Raw genomic sequence first — 15,536 nt, 5'->3', positions numbered from 1 at the left:
ATGGATAACTAAAAAATAAAAACGCTTTTTGTGTTTTTAAAATAAATAATAAAAAACAGAGTCAAAAAATTAATCTTAAAAAAGAGTTTCTTTTTTTTACTTGCTTAAATCTAGACTTTTTTCCAATCTTATTTAATTATAAAAGCTTTTAAACTTTTAAAAACATCAAAGCTCAAACCCGTTTATTAGAATGATAGGAACTACTTTCAAGTTATTTAAAAAAGATTAAATGAAAGCTCAAACCCCTAAAGAGTTTAAACTTTCAAGGTTTAAGTAAAAGAGAGAGCTAAAAGGCTTAAAAATTCACCACATAGTTGAAATACAACTTGATGTTATTCTTATAGAATGTGGATTGCTCAAAGCCATCATAATTACTTCTAAAATAGTAATTCACTACTAAAGGAATCTTAAGACCTAGTTCAATACCACTATGCTTAGAGAAATTGCTTCTAAAACCTACCACTAAAGGAATTTGAAAATAGCTTGTATTCATACTAGCTTTTCCACCTAAGGCTTTAATCTCTTCCATTCTAGCATGCCAAATAGATTGACCTTGATTGACCCAAGTAGAGCCTAAGAGTTCTGTTCCTAGTAGAATACCTGCAGTATGAATGCCATCTTGACTTTCATGGAAGTTGTATAAGAAATCAAAGCCTGCACCATAAGTGTGATTATTTGCTTGTCCTACTCCTAGTCCTGCACCTTGAATATTAGTAGTGTGTCCTAAGTTAGATTGCATGTAAGCATAAGTGGCATAACCTCTAATACCCCAATGCTTTGTTTTACCAAAGAAGTATTTATAACCAATTTGAACATCTACACCATAGGCTGAACCGCTCACACTTTGTGTAGAAGTAGCAGGAAGAGCAACTTGAGGTAGAATACCTTTTTGAGCTGCTACAGCAACAACATTGCTTTTAGCTTGACTCACTATTGCACTAGCATTGCTAACAATTTTTAAAGCGTTTCCTAAATTAGTTGCCTCATCACTATTAGCACCTGCTGTTTTAATCGCTGCATTAATTTCACTAACCACATTAGCAATAGCCTCTTTAGCCTCAGTCATTTGATGGTTTAGAGTAGAGACATTGACTTGAGGGTTTTTCAAATCATCATTAGCTGTTGTTACGATAGCTAAAGCATTGCTTAGAGCTGACATTACTGCATGGTCATTAGCGTAATTAAGAGTTCCTAAACTACCTTGCAAGGTTTTAAGGTTAGTTTGCATGTTAGAGAGGTTTTGAGCGGTATTATTTGTTGTAAAGTCAGTAGAACCCAAAGTATAATTAGTGCCACCCAAAGTTATAGAATTAGCTTTAGCTTGTTCTAATGCTTTCACCAAGTTTTGGAAGTTAGCCTCATTCTTTTGCAACTCTGTCATCATAGTAGCTAAACTAGCTTTTTGTGTGCCAAACTTAGTTGCACTAGCAGCGGTTCCGCCATTTTTATAAGACTTTAATTTTGCAATAGCAGAATCTAGTCCATTATCTTTACCTGTCCCATTTAAAGCATTCTCAATAGCTGTCATTGCATTAGATAAGTTTGTATAAGCAGTTGCTACACCCTTATTTTTAACAGCACCACCATCTTTATCAGCAGAAAACTTTGCAAACTCTGTTTTTAAACCACTAAAACTACTTGCATATTCCTTAATAAGACTATCAATGGTTTGGTAATCTTTAGCAAGAGTTAAATCTTGCGAGAGTGTTTGCTCACTCGTGCTTAGGGCTTTTTCAGCGCTAGTAAGCTTAGTCTCATCAGTAGTAAGAGTGCTACTACTTTCTGATTGAGCAGCAAGAATAATTGCTTTAGTTTCAGCATGTGATTTTTCAGCTGTTTTACTTTTTGACTCGCTTTCGTTTTGAGCTTTCAAAGCACTTTCTACATTATTTAATGCTTGAGTAGCACTAGCCTCATCTGTCTTAACCACACCCAAATCTTTTTGCACATAGTGGTTAGTTAAAAAATTTTGAGCGCTAGTTAAATCTGCTGAAATATTGGTTGTAGCTGTATTCAAGCCTTTAATAGCCGTTTTAATCGCCTCAACACTGCTTGCAAGAGCTAGAGGGTTTTGAGCATCAGAACCTGTGCTTAATGCTTTTTGTAAATCAGTCAATGCGCTACTAGCCTCATTCACTTCTGCTGTGCCTACAGCTGTTGAAAGAGTGTTTTCTGCGCCTTGTAATGCGGTTACATCATTTTCAAAAGTTTGCTCTAAGCTTGAAACACTTAGTTTTGGTTGCTCGGCAGTTTCTGTAATAGCTATAGCTCTACTTTTATCATGTTGTGCTACTTCAGCACCCTTTTTGTCATCTTTAGGGGCTTTTGCAACTTCATCTTTCTTTACAGCAGGTTTCTCTTTATCTTTACCACTCTCAGCAACAACTTTCTTGGTGTTATCTTTTGCACCACTTGCTACACTACCTTTAGCGCCTTTAGTAGTATCGCTTGCAGTCTTTTCGGTCTTAGGTGCTGTTTTGCTTTTAGTTGGTGCTGGAGCTTTTTTCTCATTTTTAAGAGCGTTTTCTAAAGCAGTCAATGCGCTATTAACAGCAGTTTCATCAGTCGTTAAGCTTTGCACATCAGTTTGCACACTACTATCAGTCTTAACACTTGTAGCATTGGTTAAAGTAGTTGCTATAGCAGTATTGCCCTTAGTGCTAGTAAGCTCGCCTAGAGTAGTCCAACTAGAAGTTACATTAGTATCAGATTTTACATGAGTGCTAGAAGTAACAGAACCTTGCAATGTAGTTAAAGCTTTTTGAGCGGCTGCAATACTGCTATCCTCATTTAGATTGCTCTCATCAGTGCTTACCGTAGCCTCAGCTTGTTGTAAGGCTGTAACTTCTTTAGCAACTTGCTCTTTAGCTGTAGCAATCGCATCTTTATTGGTGGTCTTGCCTTTAGATACTATAGGAGCAGGCACAGCACTAATATCACTTTGGAGTTTAGAACTAGCAGTATTCACTGCACTAATATCTTTGCCAAGCTGTGTTAAATCCCCACTTACTATTGTAGAGCTAGTTTTTAAGCCTTCTGCTGCTTTGATAGCCTTACCCTCAGTAGTTGTTGGAGTAACTGCGCCACTAGCACCTGTGCCATTGTCATACGCACTCTTTTGAGTTTGAGCTTTTTGTAATGCAGGAACTGCTCCCTTATACTGAGAGTCTTTGAGCGCTGTATCAAGGGCTTTTGTATCGCTTGCGACTTTTGTTTCATCAGCTTTTAATTGAGTTAAGTCTGCTGACTTATCGCTTGCTTTTGTAGCACTATTATATTCTGTTTGCTCTGTAGCAGTATCTGTTGTAAGAGTTTTTAAATCTTGGTTTAAGACTCCATCTGTTGTGGCATTAGTGTTTGTTGTAGTCGCTTGGCTAACGGCTGTTTCTTCTTTTGCTAAGTTAGTCTCATCTTTTTGCGCTTGTGTTACAGCAGCTGGGGTTGGAGGGGTATCAGCTTTTGCTACCGCTTTTGCTATAAGCTTTTCTTTAGCTGTGTAATCACTCTCAGTGCTTTTGAGGTTACCAAGGTCTGTGGCAAAAGCAGTCTTATCAGCGTTAAACTTCGTCTTATTAGCCTCATCTTTTTTCATGTTTGCTAAATCATCTGTAACTTTCTTAGCATCTTTTACAATAGTGCTTGCGTCAGTTTGCAATGCGTCTGTATCTGTCTTATCAGCTTTTTTATCTTTTGTAAGAGTAGCACCGCTAAGAGCTTGATAATCTGTAGTCTTTAAAGCATTAGTAGCACTAGCTTTGTCTGCTGTATAAACTTTTTCGTTTTTTTGTGCTTGTGTTTGCGCCTTGGTTTTCGCATCTAACATACCCACGCTACCAATAAGCGCCACACTACCTACTACAGAAACAAATTTAATGAATTTCATTTAAGCTTTCCTTTCTTTTAATCTTTACTTAGCGCTATTATTACCGCCACCAAAAAGGCTAGAATCCACTACAGCTTGTGAACCACCTTGATTAGCGCCTTTAGGAGCGCTCGCATCTGCGCCTACTGAACCAAAAGCCGAAGAATTGATTTCAGCGTTTTTGTTATAACCACTCTTACCGGGATTTTTAGTGGTGTTTGCATAGCTTTGATTAGCCCATTGAAACCCTACTTCGCCATAAGCACCACTTTTTTCAGCGTGCAACACACTCATACTAGCTAATACTAAGGCGCTAGAACCCATTACTTTAAGCAATTTACTTAACATTCAAGTAATCCTTTCATTTTAAAAATTTAAGTTAACAAACAAGCCCTAAAAAGGCACTTCTACCAAAACCAAATTAAATTACTAACCAAAAGACGCTCTTATTTAAAAATACGAGAAATGCAAAAAAATGTTTTTTATGCACTTATAGCAGAAAGAAACTAAACTAAAAAGATAAAAAATTCACAACCAAAACTCTCTTTCTTTCTTGCTTAGGAGAGAGAGAGAGAGAGAGAGAGAGAGACGGATAAATGAGATTAATAATCATTTCTAATCATTTCCTTACACGCTATCGCCTTCTACTAGAATTCACGCTTAAAATGCTACCATTATTTTCTTAATATTTGTTAATTTTAGAAATTATTTTACCTATTAAAGCAATAATTAAATCGTATAGAAAGTGGTGCAAATGCTTTATTTTACGAAAGTGTAGAGATATTAAAATAGTTAAAAATTTGTGCGTAAAATTTTGTATTTTTGCAAGGATTTTTAAACAAATGGATAGGAAAATTAAGGTTTAAATTTCAATTTTACTCATTTTTTGATGATTTTAAAACCCTTTTTAACAATTATTATGTGCTTGGGTGTGTGATTAGGGCTACATTTCATAATATCATAATAATTGTAATTAAAAGTTAATAGTGATTTATAATTTTAATAAAAATAAAATTTTATATATAAAACGATTTTTAAGTGCTAATATGCAGAGCATTATGAGATTAGATTGAGCGTTCAACCAACATTATTATGAATTTTAAAAATCAAAATGTAGTGATTAGAATTATATCATATTTTATGCAATAAAATTTAATAAGTATTTGAGATTTTACAAGACTAAAAGAGCGTTTTAATTAAAAACGCCCCAAAAGTTAAGGGCAAATCTAGCATTTCTTAAAGCAAACCCCCTAAGCTTTGAGAGCTTAGGGGACGCTCTTAGAAATCAGCGTTTAAGACAAAACGCCATTTTAAACCCCAAAAATGAAATTTCAAGGTATAATTCTTTAAGAAGAGCGTTTGTTATGTGTCTTAGGCATAACAGCTCCTTTTAAGACTTGATTTGCCCCATATCGTAACTATGGGGCGTAAATGTATTTTACAACAAATTCCTTGCTTAATTTAATTAAAAAATAAATTTTTAAAAGATGATTATCTTTGTATAATACTAGCCAAGAGCTTTTGCCACTTGTTTGTTTCATGGCATTGCTCCTTAAGAATAAAATAAATTTGCCCCATATCTCAACCTATGGGGCGTAAATGCGTTTAGCCATAGAAGTCTCTATTAAAAAAAAAATTAATTAAATTAAAATGATTGTTTCTTTTTTGCTACCATTCTTTTAACGCCATTTTAATCGCCTCTATCACACAATCAATCCCTCCTGCCAAACTAAAGAGCCAGTATTTATGAGCATAAATATATTCTAATTGCTTAGCCCTTAACTCATCTTCATTATTCGTTTTTTTACACACAATTTCAGCGATATGCAATTCTTGATGAAAGATATAGGATTGTATCGCGTCCATAAAATACGCATTAAATTGTCTGTCATCAAAAAGCTCTTTAATGTTATCAATTTCAGCGCTTAAATTTTCTAATTCTTTAAAATCTAATTCTTCTAACTTGCTTTCATCATTAAGCTTTTCTACTTTTTCTAAAAATTTCGCTACTTTTAAAAACACTTCTTCAATTTTAGCCTTTTGTTCATTAGCATATTCAATGATTTCTTCGCATTTTTCTTTAGCCATTTTTAAATTTTTGGCTTGCTCTCTTTTAGTAGGATAGCTAAGATTGATAGGGGGCTTTGGCTTAGATTTATCTATTGTTTCACACACTTCCTTAAAGGGTATTTCTTTGGTGCCTTTAATTCTAGCCCCCCCTTCAGTAGCGTTAATAACTTCCAGTTTATAGGGTGTGTTAAAAATGTCTTTTTCAAAAAATTCTAAAAAAAGCTTCCACACTAAAGTGGTCTCTACTTGTCCGTTACCGCCATATTTTTCTATAAAAATTTTTTCGCTCTCATTTTTGGGTTTAATCTCATTATCGCCATAAATGGCTCCATTTGCATGGCTATTACCACTTTCTGAAAAACTCAAATCTTGCCCAATAAACACGCATTTTTTAAAGCGTGAATGCACCACTAATTCATACGCCATATTCGCCGCACTCATGCCTATACCCACATAACCATATTGATGCAGGTTAAAAAGGTTTGTGTATCCAAAGGGGCGAAAGCTAAATTGTTTGACCCCCTTTTTAATGGCATTACTCAGGCGTTTATGCACAATGGAAGTAAGGGCAAAAACAACGCCCTCTTGAAAATCTAGGGGCGTTTCTTCATAGAATTTCGCCGTTAAATCCACCCTTTCTAAAGACACCACAATATCAGGTTTAATGCCAGCTTTTGCTAGAATAGGAAAAGATGCGTCTATACAAAAGAGCGTTGCATAAGGGGCGATTTCTTTTAAAAGGGGGAGTTGCTTATTAAGGCTTGGCCCGGTTGAAACAATAATAGCCGTGTCTCTATTTTTTAAAGCATTGACAAAATCCACTAAACTAGGGCTTTGAATCACTTCAGGCAAATTAGTGGCATGCTGTTTGATACCTATTAGAGCGTCTTTAGCGTCATTTCCTACACTAATGGCACTATGCTCTAAAGCATGCGTAAAATGAGCGTTAATTTCTAAAATCTCTTTGGAGTAACGCTCATAGTAGGGATTAAAAAGGCGCAAATCATACATTCTTGCATACAAGCGAGACTTTTTATCCATATCAAATAAGGACGCTATTAAGTTATAACTACAAAAACCACTATGTAGGAGTATAAGGCGATTTTCTAAAATCTCAGTTGAAAAATCTAATAAGTTCAAAACAATAAAAATAATCTCTATTTCTGGCTCAATGACGACTAGGCGTTTTAAATTTTCATTGCCTAAAAGCAAGCGATAAAACACACCATTACCCAAGCCAAAATAATACAAATAAGGATAGAGCATGTAAGGCTCAAAATTTTTATATTGCTCTAAGCACTCTTCTAAAGGGTTTCCTAGAAATAAGGGTGTGTTATGTTCTTTGTCTATGAGATTAAAATTCGCACTATCATTTCCTAGAAACACTTCGTATTTTTTGTTTTCTTTAATCGTATTGAGTTGCTTGTATAAAAGGGGGTCTCTTTTGGCTAGGGCTTGTAAGTTTTTTTGATAGATATTCATTCTAATTGACTTTTAGTATTAGATTTTATGCTAGATTTTTGGGGCTAACGCCCCTTTTAATAAAAGGTGGTGTTATTGTAAGAGTCTTAAAACATTTTGTTGCACCGCATTAGCTTGCGCCATAGCAAAACTTCCGCTTTGTGCCAAAATATTGTATTTAGAAAAGCTTGCACTCTCTTCAGCAAAGTCTACATCTCTAATTTGAGATTCAGCCGCTTTAACATTGACTTGAGTTACAGAAATGTTATTAATGGTTGTTACTAATTCCATTTGCACTGAACCCATATCAGAGCGGATTTTATCTAATTGAATGCGAGCAGAATCTGCCATATCCATAACAATCATCGCACCTTTAAGGCTTGTTACCCCTGCGCCTATGCCATCAGCATTAGTCTCAGCTTGAGCGGCATTAGCATTTGCTCCAGCTGCTGATGCCACATTCGCATCAAATACACCTCTAACAGCCCTTAGATTCACGGTGTATTCTGCCACCCCTTGAGCTGAATGCAAGCCCACATGGCTAAAATTCACACCACTTACAATAATATCTCTCGCATCCGTTCTTGTAAGGGTCAAACGCCCAATAATAGCATGTTCTGTTCCTGAAATCCCTGCAAAACTTCCCCCACCAAAGACATCGCCGGTATTACTAATGGTATGAACCGAAATTGCTCTTCCATCAATAGAGCGTAAATTAATGCGCCCTGCAATATCTAAGCTCGCCTCTACACCGGTTCTATCTTTAACAGAGTTAATCGCATTAGTCAAGCGCCCATCGGCATCATTTTTACGCACATCATTAACCGTTCCAATTTCTACACCATTAATAGTTAAGCCCTTAACCGTTCCTGATTGCACCGGTGTGCCACCTGTTCCCATAACATTATAAGAGGCTCTAACCCCTAGAGTGTTAGAAAAGCGATTGATAATCTCACTCAATGCCCCAATACCTGTGCCAGCACTTGTAGAAATGCGCACGGTTTCAATCTTAAAATCATTCACACCATTTGTTTGCTTGAAATTTAAGCCCACTTCTGTGAGATTTTGTGCTGCTGCACTTGCTAACATGCCATCTCCATCAAAAGAAGAGGTCTCAATACGCACATGACCGATTTTATCAGAGCTAGTTGAGCCAATAGAGGCTTTAACGGTAGTGTTAGAATACGCACCAATTTGAAACTCTTTGTTAGAGAAACTTCCTGAAAGCATTTGCTGACCATTAAAGCTTGTGGTATTAGCGATATTGTCTAATTCTTCTAATAATCTTTGGACATCGCTTTGTAAGGCTCTTCTACTTTCTAAAGTTTGCCCATCTTGAGCAGCTTGCACGGCTTTAGTTTTAATAGTATCTAAGATTTTGATTTGCTCATCCATTGCTTTATCAGCGGTTTGAACCATACCAATGGCGTCATTAGCGTTACGAATCGCTTGACCTAAATTCGCACTTTGACTTCTTAGGCTATCTGCTATCGCCATTCCACTAGCATCATCAGCGGCTTTATTGATTCTTAGCCCTGAACTTAACTTTTCAAGCGAACTTGAAAGGTCTCTATTATTTTGAACCCCTACCGCATGAGAAGTTAAAGCGGCGATGTTAGTATTAATCCTAAAACTCATGATTTGCATCCTTTGCATAGATATTTGCTATTTAGTTAAGCAAAGGGTGTTCCAACTTTGTATAATTTGGCATGTTTTTATGAATTTATTTTTCTAACTCATTGAATAGGTCGTATTAGTAAAAATTCTATGCTACAATCATTCGCTATTATTTAGGTATCATTTAAGTATTAAGTATACATATTATTTTATTCCAATCAAAAGGGCATTTAATGAAACATCTCATTGTTGTAGAATCCCCTGCTAAAGCCAAAACGATTAAAAATTTTTTAGACAACAATTATGAAGTGATTGCCTCTAAAGGGCATGTAAGGGATTTATCCAAATTCAATTTAGGGATTAAGATTGATGAAAAGGGTTTCACGCCAACTTATAGCGTGGATAAAGACCATAAAGAAATTGTCAAACGCATTGTAGAATTGTCTAAAAAAGCAAGCACTACTTATATTGCCACCGATGAAGATAGAGAGGGTGAGGCTATAGGCTATCATGTGGCAAGTCTTATTGGAGGCAAATTAGAGAGTTATCCTAGAATTGTCTTTCATGAGATTACTAAGAGTGCGATTTTAAATGCCCTAGAAAACCCACGCCAAATTGATATGGATAAAGTCAATGCCCAACAAGCAAGGCGCTTTTTAGATAGAATTGTAGGTTTTAAACTTAGCTCACTCATTTCATCAAAAATTAGCAAAGGTTTAAGTGCTGGCAGGGTTCAAAGCGCAGCCTTAAAGCTTGTGATTGATAGAGAAAGAGAGATAAAAGCTTTTGTCCCTTTAACTTATTTCACACTAGATGCCTTATTTGAACATGCCCTAGAGGCTCAACTAATTAGCTATAAAGGCAATAAGCTTAAAGCCCAAGAGCTTATAGACAAAGAGCAAGCGCTTGCTATAAAAAACGAACTAGAAAAAGAAAATTATATTATTTCTAGCATTGTTAAAAAGCCTAAAAAATCTTCTACCCCACCCCCTTTTATGACTTCTACTTTACAGCAAAGTGCCTCAAGCCTTTTAGGCTTTTCGCCTACAAGAACCATGAGTATTGCTCAAAAATTATATGAGGGCGTAGCGACCCCACAAGGCGTTATGGGTGTTATCACTTATATGAGAACCGATAGCTTAAATATTGCCAAAGAGGCGATACAAGAGGCTAGAGCTAAAATCTTAAAAGACTATGGCAAGGACTATTTACCCCCTAAAGCCAAAGTTTATGCTAGTAAAAACAAGAGCGCTCAAGAGGCGCACGAGGCGATTAGACCCACTTGTATTTCCTTAGAGCCAAATGCCTTAAAAGACTATCTCAAGCCTGAAGAATTAAAGCTCTATACGCTCATTTACAAACGCTTTTTAGCCTCTCAAATGCAAGATGCAACTTTTGAAACTCAAAGCGTGATTTTAGCTTGCGAAAAAGGCGAGTTTAAAGCTAATGGCAGAAAACTGCTTTTTGATGGCTATTATAGAATCTTAGGCAATGATGATAAGGACAAATTACTCCCTAATTTAAAAGAAAATGACCCCATTAAATTAGAAAAACTAGACAACAACACGCATGTTACAGAACCTCCTGCTCGCTATTCAGAGGCAAGTTTAATCAAGGTCTTAGAAAGCTTAGGCATAGGCAGACCTAGCACTTACGCCCCCACTATTGCGCTCTTGCAAAATAGAGATTACATCAAAGTAGAAAAAAAGCAAATCAGTGCTTTAGAGAGTGCGTTTAAAGTAATAGAAATTTTAGAAAAGCATTTTGAAGAAATCGTAGATTCAAAATTCAGCGCCTCTTTAGAAGATGAGCTGGATAATATCGCTCAAAATAAAGCCAATTATCAACAAGTTTTAAAAGATTTTTACTATCCCTTTATGGAAAAGATTGAGGCGGGAAAAAAGAATATTATCTCCCAAAAAATAAGCGAAAAAACCGGCGAATTTTGCCCTAAATGTGGGGCAGAGTTAGTCAAAAAGAGCAGTCGCTATGGAGAATTTATAGCTTGTAGTGCTTATCCTAAATGTAAATATATCAAGCAAGAAGAAAAAGCAAGTGATAAAACTTCCAATGAGACATGCGAAAAATGCGGTGGGGAAATGGTGCAAAAATTTGGCAGAAATGGAGCGTTTTTAGCTTGTTCTAACTACCCTGAATGCAAGAATACCAAATCTTTAAAATCCGCCCCTAATAGCCAAGAGATTTTAGAAGATGTGAAATGCCCTGAGTGTGGGGGTGGTATTACCTTAAAGCGTAGCAGAAAAGGCTCATTCTATGGGTGCAATAATTATCCTAAATGCAACTTTTTATCTAACCATAAGCCCATAAACAAGCGTTGCGAAAAATGTAATTACTTGATGAGCGAAAGAATTTATCGCAAAAAAAACGCCCATGAATGTATTAAGTGCAAAGAGCGAGTGTTTTTAGAAGAATAATAATGACTAAAGAAACTTTGCCCATAGTCTTTGGGCCTGTGCTATCTAGGCGCTTTGGAAAGTCTCTAGGCATAGATTTATCGCCCTTTAAAAAGCAATGCAATTTTAATTGCATTTATTGTGAGTTAGGCAAAGCTAAAACAATGGATAGCATGGAAAAAGTGCTAGAGCTTGAAACCCTAATCAATGCGACTAAAAACGCCCTAAAAAACTTAAAAACCCCTATTGATGTTTTAACCATTACCGCTAATGGCGAACCGACTTTATACCCCCATTTACTAGAGTTTATGCAAAATATTAAGCCTTTTTTAAAGGGTGTAAAAACGCTTATTTTAAGCAATGGCTCGTTATTCTATGAGACTAAAGTTCAACAAGCCTTGAAGGAATTTGACATCGTAAAATTTTCAATAGATGCGATAGATTTAAAAGCCTTTCAAAGAGTGGATAAGCCCTATTCTAAAGACATCAACACCATTCTACAAGGCATTTTTGATTTTTCTAAAAATTATCAAGGGCAACTTGTAGCGGAAGTTTTGCTGATTAAAGGCGTGAATGATAGTTTGCATAATCTCAAGCTTATTGCTGAATTTTTAAAAAAAATCAATGTAGCTAGAATAGATTTAGGCACGATTGATAGACCCTCAAGCTTTAATGCGCCCAAATTAAATGAAGATGAATTATTAAAATGCTCTTTAGTGTTTGAAGGGCTTTGTGTGAGCTTGCCTAAACGCAATAAAGTGGCTTATGAAAAGCCATTGACCTATAATCAAAAAGATTTGCTTTCTTTTATCAAACGCCGACCCTTAAGCATAGAAGAAGCCTCTTTATTATTAGACAATCAAACATTCCAATCCCTTCAACATTTGCTAGAAAACAAACAAATCCACATTAAAAAAGTAGGGATAGTGGAATTTTATTGCATTCAAAATAAAGTTTCTTAAAAATTCACCACATAGTTGAAATACAACTTGATGTTATTCTTATAGAATGTGGATTGCTCAAAGCCATCATAGTTACTTCTAAAGTAGTAATTCACTACTAAAGGAATCTTAAGACCTAGTTCAATACCACTATGCTTAGAGAAATTACTTCTAAAGCCTATAACAATAGGAATTTGGAAATGCGTTGTATCCATACTAGCACTTCCACCCTTTGCTCTAATGCTTTCCATTCTAGCATGCCAAATAGATTGGCCTTGATTGACCCAAGTAGAGCCTAAGAGTTCTGTTCCTAGTAGAATACCTGCAGTATGAATGCCATCTTGACTTTCATGGAAGTTGTATAAGAAATCAAAGCCTGCACCATAAGTGTGATTATTTGCTTGTCCTACTCCTAGTCCTGCACCTTGAATATTAGTAGTGTGTCCTAAGTTAGATTGCATGTAAGCATAAGTGGCATAACCTCTAATACCCCAATGCTTTGTTTTACCAAAGAAGTATTTATAACCAATTTGAACATCTACACCATAGGCTGAACCGCTCACACTTTGAGTGGAAGTAGCAGGAAGAGTAACTTGAGGTAGAATACCTTTTTGAGCTGCTATGGCAACAACATTGCTTTGAATTTGCCTAACACTCATAATAGCATTGCCCACTACGCTTTGAGCGCTTTGTAAATCAGCAAGCTTGGTCTCATTCTGCTTTAAGGTTGGGGTTGTTTCTTGAACTAAGGCGATACTTGTAATTTCCTGTGTTTTTTGTGATGTAATGGTCTTTTTTAAATTGTCAATATCAATATTTAGAATGCTGTCTAAATTATCTAAAGAATTGAGAGTATTAGAAATATCAGCACCTAAGGAATTAACATTTACCCGAGATTGTTTCATTGCATTGACAACACTATTTAAAGAAGTAACCACACCGCCAACACTAGCAGTAAGAGTCTTAGAAATATCGCTTAAGCCACTTAACGCAGTATTTAAGCTATCCATATTATTAAGAGTGTTTTGCAAAAGATTTTTAGTGCCACTAACTTGAATATTTTGAATATCACTCTTAGGTTGCAATTCAAAAGGTGTAGAGCCTATCATAACTTTTATTGGGGTGTTATTTTTTTCTATCCTACTTGGTGGGATTAATTGCCCCTCTGTTAATCCAAGAAGAGATAATAACTTGTCTGTATCATTATTATAAGCACTACTGCTACTTGGGGCTTGACCACCATTGTTTTGAATTAAAGTTAGCATATCCTTAGCAAGCTCTTGCTCTTTTGTATTTCCATATTGAGCAACAGATTTTAGAAAGTCTTGCATATAGATATGGTCTTGTAATTTTTGACTAGGAGTAAACCTCCTAATTTTATCAGATTTAAAAATTTTATCATTCCATTTTAGCCAAGTATTCCAGCTGTTTGCAATTTGTGGGGCTAAAAGATTGTTATTATTGGTAGTTTGAGGTTGTGGGGATTGGTTGTTATGTGGGGTTGGAATGCTTATGCTAGATATTTCTTCTACACTAATAGAATGATTAGTAAAAGTCTCTTGCAAGGTAATGTCTTTACCATTGACATTATCATAAGTTACATCATAGGTTTTTTGAGTGCTATTAGTATCACTAGCAACTTCTTTTGCTTTGCTAGACTCAACACTATCTACTTTAATCAAATCATATTGTGTATTACCATTATAATTGATTATGCCTGTGGTATCTACAACACTATAAACTTTATCCTTAGTTAAAGAATAGCCTAGATTAAGAGCGCTATTTGAATTAAAGGTGATGTTGTCCGTATTAGCATTATTATCATTTATACTAGAGAAGGGCGAATCGCTAGAATTTAAATTATCTGTGCCTTGAAGTGTAATAGTGCCATTATAAAAGTCATAACTTCCATTGCCTTTGAAAGTAGTGTCGTTGAAGTCTATGTTCAAGGTAGTTTTAGGATTTTTATTAGCTTTATTTTCACCAAATTGAATGCCCGCTGTAGCATTTCCACTATTGTGTTCTTGAACTAGTGTTGGTGTCAAAACTTGATTGTTAAAAGTTGTATTCGTGAAATCAAGGGTAGTTTTAGTCTTTTCATCTTGATTAGCAAAAACCATAAACGCATGGCTCTTATTATTAAAACTAGTATCATTGAAATTACTTGTAGTATCTACGCTTGTTTGACCAAGCAAAAATGCGGTATTAGCACTACCATCATTGTTAAATACTACATTATTATTTACGCTCATATTCTTTGCATTGATAACCATAGAACCATAGTCTTGAATGCTAATGGTTGAACTTGTAATTGTGGTTTTATCTTGACTGCTTAAGGAAACAATGGAATCATTATTTGTTATATTTGCGTTATCAATATTCAAAGAATTGCTTGTGGTTTGAAAAAGCATTACGCCACTACTTAAATTAGCTGTGCTATTAAGGCTTAAACTATTTTTTAGAATAACCTTATTAGCCTCAATCGTTATACCTGTTGCATCATTAGCATTTTTGCTTGGCGATAAAAAGCTATCGTTGCTTAGGCTAATATTGTTGTTCCCCACATTAATATCATAAACAACATTGTTAGGAAAACTCATAATCAAATCATTTAAGGTGTAATTTTTAGGATTGCTTGGAATGGTGCCATTTGGATTATAGTTTTTATCAGCACTAGAACCTAAAATATTTACATTTTGAGCAACATTAATAAGGTTGTTATCTTTTAAGGGTTTTGTAATATTATCATAGCCATTTAAGATTAAAGTTCCATTGCTATAAGTAGGAGTGATTGGAGTATTTATAGCCAACACTTCCTCTCCACTTAAAAGCACACTTAAGACTAATGAGGCTTTTAAGAATTTCTTATTAAATATCATTGCTTGAACTTTCATTTTTATAATATTCCTTTTTCTTTATTTAGAAATTTAATCAATGGCTTTTATTTAAAAAAGCCTATAGTTATATATGACTACTGATTTTTAAAAAATCAGAAAAAACTATTTTTTATTTATGTGCATGTGTGTGGATAATATTTTGTGCGTTTAGCACAAAAAGAAGTTATATAAGTCTATGTAGGTAATTGGAATAAATAGAGTGTTAGTTTCTTCTTAAGAGAGAGAGAGAGAGACGGAATTTTTGAGATTAATAATCATTTCTTTCATATTATTG

At 35.2% G+C, this 15,536-nt stretch carries 8 protein-coding genes; 2 read left to right on the top strand and 6 right to left on the bottom strand.

The annotated features are described in order from the left end of the window. Window positions 1–295: 295 nt before the first annotated feature. From HCW_RS09030 to HCW_RS01790, 5 genes are all read right to left on the bottom strand, one after another. Window positions 296–3,883 carry an outer membrane protein gene (locus tag HCW_RS09030; RefSeq protein WP_014660521.1) on the bottom strand — a complete coding sequence of 1,196 codons (3,588 nt, stop codon included), beginning with the start codon at window positions 3,881–3,883 and terminating at the stop codon, window positions 296–298. A gap of 24 nt (window positions 3,884–3,907) precedes the next feature. Beyond that, window positions 3,908–4,210 (bottom strand): hypothetical protein, encoded by a 303-nt coding sequence (locus tag HCW_RS01800; protein ID WP_014660520.1) that lies wholly within the window; start codon window positions 4,208–4,210, stop codon window positions 3,908–3,910. A gap of 1,070 nt (window positions 4,211–5,280) precedes the next feature. Then, complete coding sequence (locus tag HCW_RS09830) at window positions 5,281–5,403, bottom strand: hypothetical protein (protein WP_269208200.1); 123 nt, start codon at window positions 5,401–5,403, stop codon at window positions 5,281–5,283. Between the two features lie 127 nt (window positions 5,404–5,530). Next, window positions 5,531–7,414, bottom strand: coding sequence for a motility associated factor glycosyltransferase family protein (locus tag HCW_RS01795; protein ID WP_014660519.1), 1,884 nt, complete (start codon window positions 7,412–7,414; stop codon window positions 5,531–5,533). 72 nt (window positions 7,415–7,486) lie between these two features. Beyond that, the gene (locus tag HCW_RS01790) at window positions 7,487–9,031 is read right to left on the bottom strand and encodes a flagellin B (protein ID WP_014660518.1); all 1,545 of its coding nucleotides are present in this window, start codon (window positions 9,029–9,031) and stop codon (window positions 7,487–7,489) included. A gap of 212 nt (window positions 9,032–9,243) precedes the next feature. Here HCW_RS01790 and topA point away from each other — a divergent pair, with 212 nt between their 5' ends. Together topA and HCW_RS01780 are read left to right on the top strand one after the other, a co-directional pair. After that, complete coding sequence (topA, locus tag HCW_RS01785) at window positions 9,244–11,445, top strand: type I DNA topoisomerase (protein ID WP_014660517.1); 2,202 nt, start codon at window positions 9,244–9,246, stop codon at window positions 11,443–11,445. A gap of 2 nt (window positions 11,446–11,447) precedes the next feature. Further along, window positions 11,448–12,386 carry a radical SAM protein gene (locus HCW_RS01780; protein WP_014660516.1) on the top strand — a complete coding sequence of 313 codons (939 nt, stop codon included), beginning with the start codon at window positions 11,448–11,450 and terminating at the stop codon, window positions 12,384–12,386. Here the strand turns inward: HCW_RS01780 and HCW_RS09025 are convergent. Beyond that, window positions 12,383–15,259: an outer membrane protein gene (locus tag HCW_RS09025; protein ID WP_014660515.1), complete on the bottom strand. Its 2,877-nt coding sequence runs from the start codon at window positions 15,257–15,259 to the stop codon at window positions 12,383–12,385. The two genes, HCW_RS01780 and HCW_RS09025, sit on opposite strands and share 4 nt — an antisense overlap. Window positions 15,260–15,536 lie beyond the last annotated feature (277 nt).

Origin of the sequence: Helicobacter cetorum MIT 00-7128 (genome assembly GCF_000259255.1) — a bacterium.
Classification (GTDB): Bacteria; Campylobacterota; Campylobacteria; order Campylobacterales; family Helicobacteraceae; genus Helicobacter; species Helicobacter cetorum_B.
Note: the sequence above shows the minus strand (reverse complement) of the source record. Positions and strands in the feature narration are given on the sequence as shown.